The organism is Streptosporangium sp. NPDC003464 (genome assembly GCF_053588315.1).
Genome location: NZ_JBSFPS010000459.1, coordinates 1 through 3,990 on the forward strand (window position 1 = coordinate 1; position 3,990 = coordinate 3,990).

Sequence of the window (3,990 nt, forward strand, 5' to 3'; positions counted from 1 at the left end):
CTGTCCGCCGCCGGCCCTGCCGCCGGACGGCGCCTGCTCTCCCGTGCGGGGCACGAAGATCGAGCCCCGTGCGGCGCACGAAGATCGAGCCGGCCCGCGGCACCGCCTCGCGGGCGAGGTCTGCCGGGAGGTGTGTCGACATCCATACCGTCCGGTCGGTACGCTCCTGGGAGACCGTGAGGAGAGCCCATGGATTTCGCGTTCGACGCCACGACCGAGAAGCTGCGGGGGCGGCTGCTCGACTTCATGGATGAGTGCGTCTACCCGGCCGAGGAGGCGTTCGAGGCCCAGGCCGCCGAGAGCGGGTGGGCCGCCCCTCCGCTGATGGAGGATCTCAAGCAGGAGGCCCGCAGGCGGGGGCTGTGGAACCTGTTCCTGCCGGGTGAGCACGGCGCCGGGCTGACCAACCTGCAGTACGCCCCGCTGGCCGAGATCATGGGACGCTCGCCCCGCCTCGCCCCCACCGCGACCAACTGCGCCGCCCCCGACACCGGCAACATGGAAGTGCTGTCCATGTTCGGCGACGACTGGCAGCGCAAGGAGTGGCTGGAGCCGCTGCTGCGCGGGGAGATCCGGTCGGCGTTCGCGATGACCGAGCCGGACACCGCGTCGTCGGACGCCACGAACATCGCGCTGTCGATCGTCCGGGACGGCTCCGAATACGTGATCAACGGCCGCAAGTGGTTCGCCTCCGGGGCGATGAACCCGGCCTGCAGGATCCTCATCGTGATGGGGAAGACCGACCCGGAGGCGTCCTCCCACCGGCAGCAGTCCATGGTCCTGGTGCCGCGTGACACGCCCGGGCTGGACATCAGGCGGGGCATGCACGTGTTCGGCTACTCCGACGCCGACCACGGCGGCCACGCCGAGATCGCCTTCGACGACGTCAGGGTGCCGGTGGACAACCTGATCGGCGAGGAGGGCGGCGGCTTCGCGATCGCCCAGGCGCGTCTCGGGCCGGGCCGGATCCACCACTGCATGCGGCTGATCGGCATGGCCGAGCGGGCCGTCGAGCTGATGTGCGCGCGGACCCTGTCGCGGACCGCGTTCGGCGGGCCGATCGCCCAGCAGGGGGTCGTCCAGGACTGGATCGCCGAGTCGAGGGTGAAGATCGAGCAGCTCCGCCTGCTCGTGCTGAAGACCGCCTGGCTGATGGACACCGTCGGCAACCGCGGCGCCCACACCGAGATCCAGGCCATCAAGATCGCCACTCCGCGGGAGGTGGAGTGGATCCTGGACAAGGCCATCCAGGCCCACGGCGCCGGAGGCGTCAGCCAGGACTTCCCGCTGGCCGCCCTCTGGGCGGGCGCGCGGTCCCTGAGGCTCGCCGACGGGCCCGACGAGGTGCACAAGCGCTCCCTCGCCTACCGCGAGCTCAGAAAGCACATGGCTCCCCGCGGCTGAAGCCGGGGATCCCCACCCCCACACCTGTGACGAAGGGAACGTTCGTGGCGTTGGACGACAAGACGATCAGGGAGCGCGCCGCGGCGTTCCTGGCCGCCGGGCACGACCCCGGGCGGCGGCTGGAGTTCCTGCGGGCCCGGTTCGACGCGGGACTGGCCTGGGTGCACTTCCCCGAAGGGCTCGGCGGGCTCGGCGCCCCGCGAGAGCTGCAGAACGTGGTCGAGCAGGAGCTGGCGCGGACTCCGCAGCTCGACACCGGCGTGCAGGCGATCGGGCTGGGCATGGCCGCGCCGACGATCCTGGCCTTCGGCACCGAGGAGCAGCGCAGGCGGTTCCTGCGCCCGCTGTGGACAGGCGAGGAGATCTGGTGCCAGCTCTTCAGCGAGCCCGGCGCCGGCTCTGACCTGGCGACGCTCGGCACCAGGGCGGTCCGCGACGGCGACGAGTGGGTCGTGGACGGGCAGAAGGTGTGGACCTCGGGCGCCCACCACGCCCGCTGGGCGATCCTGGTCGCCCGGACCGACGTGGACGTGCCCAAGCACCGGGGGCTCACCTACTTCGTGTGCGACATGCACGCCCCCGGCGTCGAGGTCAGGCCGCTGCGGCAGATCACCGGGGAGGCCGAGTTCAACGAGGTCTTCCTCACCGGCGTACGGCTCGGCGACGATCTGCGGCTCGGCGAGGTCGGCGACGGGTGGCGGGTCGCGCAGACCACGCTGATGAACGAACGCGTGGCGATCGGCGGCGCGCCGGTCCGGCGGGGCGGCGGCATGGTCGGCGTGGTCGCCGAGACCTGGCGGTCCCGGCCCGAGCTGCGCACCCACGACCTGCACCAGCGGCTGCTGCGGCTCTGGGTGGAGGCGGAGGTGACCCGGCTGGCCGGGGCGCGGCTGCGCGAGCAGCTGTCGGCCGGGCAGCCCGGACCGGAGGGCTCGGGCATGAAGCTCTCCTTCGCCTCGCTCAACCAGGCGCTGTCCGGGCTCGACGTGGAGATGCGCGGGGAGGAGGGGCTCGGCTACGACGACTGGACCTTCCGCCGCTCCGACAGCGTGGACTTCTTCGGCCGGGGTCCCGGATACCGCTACCTGCGCGCCAAGGGGAACTCGATCGAGGGCGGCACCTCCGAGATCCTGCGCAACATCGTCGCCGAGCGGGTGCTCGGCCTGCCTTCCGAGCCCCGCGTCGACAAGGACGTGCCATGGAAGGACCTGCCCCGGTGAGAAGGTCCGGCGCGGCCGCGCGGCGGACGAGGAGCGGTGAGCGACGGCGACGTGGAGCGAGCCGGACGTGGTGAGCACAGTGATCCGTGCGGGGCGGACGGCCCGCGTGGCGGACGAGTGGCGGATGAGGAGTGGTGAGCGACGATGACGCTGCTGTACACCGAGGTCGAGGAGGAGCTGCGGGCCTCCGTGCGGGATCTGCTCGCCGACCGCAGCGGCCCGGACGCGGTGCTGAGGCGGGCCGAGTCCGCCGCGCCGTACGACATGGACCTGTGGAAGACGCTGTCGCGGGAGATCGGGGTGGCGGGGCTGCTCGTGCCGGAGGAGTACGGCGGGGCGGGGGCGTCGGCGCGGGAGGTCGCGGTGGTGCTGGAGGAGCTGGGGCGGGCGGTGGCGCCGGTGCCGTTCCTGACCAGCTCGGTGCTCGCGACGGCGGCGCTGCTGCGGGTCGGCGAGGAGGACCTGATCCAGGAGCTCGCCTCCGGTGAGACCACGGCGGCGCTCGCGGTGTCGCTGGCGGCCTCGCCGTACCGGCCGCTGCCGGAGACCGTGACCGTCACCGACCGGGGGACCCTGGACGGGGCGGTCCGGGCGGTGGCCGGCGCGGACGTGGCCGACGTGCTGCTCGTCCCGGTCGGAAGGGCGCTCTACCAAGTGGAGGCCGAGCACGTCCGGGTCGACGTGGCGCCGTCGCTGGACCTGACCCGGCCGATCGCCACCGTCACGTTCTCCGACACCCCGGGTGAGGCGATCGGCTCTTTCGACGTGCGGGAGGTGCTGTCCTTCGGGGCGGGGCTGCTCGCCTCCGAGCAGCTCGGGGTCGCCGAGTGGTGCCTGGAGGCGACGCTCGCCTACATCAAGGAGCGCCACCAGTTCGCCCGGCCGGTCGGGTCGTTCCAGGCGATCAAGCACCGGATGGCCGACCTCTGGCTGGACGTGGTGCGCGCCCGCGCGGCGGCGAGGAACGCCGCCGACCTGCTGGCGGCGGTCCCGTACGGCGCGGCGGCGGTCGAGGCGGTCGAGGCGGGCGAGCTGGCGGCGGCGGTGGCCAAGTCCTGGTGCTCGGAGGTGGCGGTGCGCGTCGCCGAGGAGAGTGTGCAGCTCCACGGCGGGATCGGGATGACCTGGGAGCACCCGGTGCACCTGTATCTCAAGCGCGCCAAGTCCACCGAGATCGCGTTCGGCGCCCCCGGCGCCCACCGGGACGCCCTGGCGGTCCTGGCGGACCTGCCCGCCCCCGTCTGACCCGCACCCCCGCCTGGCCTGCGCTCGGCCTGGCCTGTGTCCCCGTCTGGCCTGGGCTCAGCCTGGCCTGCGGCTCGGTCTGACCCGAGGCTCCGTCCGGCCCGCGTTGGCGCGACGGCCC

Annotated in this window: 3 protein-coding genes; all 3 read left to right on the forward strand. The window is 73.1% G+C overall.

What is annotated here, in order from left to right:
• Positions 1–189: 189 nt before the first annotated feature.
• Entirely contained in the window at positions 190–1,404 is a 1,215-nt protein-coding gene (locus ACWDS7_RS47085) for an acyl-CoA dehydrogenase family protein (protein WP_451934611.1), read from the forward strand.
• A gap of 26 nt (positions 1,405–1,430) precedes the next feature.
• Positions 1,431–2,624: an acyl-CoA dehydrogenase family protein gene (locus ACWDS7_RS47090; RefSeq protein ID WP_451934612.1), complete on the forward strand. Its 1,194-nt coding sequence runs from the start codon at positions 1,431–1,433 to the stop codon at positions 2,622–2,624.
• A 144-nt stretch (positions 2,625–2,768) separates the two neighbouring features.
• Complete coding sequence (locus tag ACWDS7_RS47095) at positions 2,769–3,869, forward strand: acyl-CoA dehydrogenase family protein (RefSeq protein WP_451934613.1); 1,101 nt, start codon at positions 2,769–2,771, stop codon at positions 3,867–3,869.
• Positions 3,870–3,990: the final 121 nt, after the last annotated feature.

Coding starts and splice junctions, on each gene's coding strand:
- ACWDS7_RS47085 (WP_451934611.1), top strand. CDS start 190: ATGGATTTCGCGTTCGACGCCACGACCGAGAAGCTGCGGGGGCGGCTG.
- ACWDS7_RS47095 (WP_451934613.1), top strand. CDS start 2,769: ATGACGCTGCTGTACACCGAGGTCGAGGAGGAGCTGCGGGCCTCCGTG.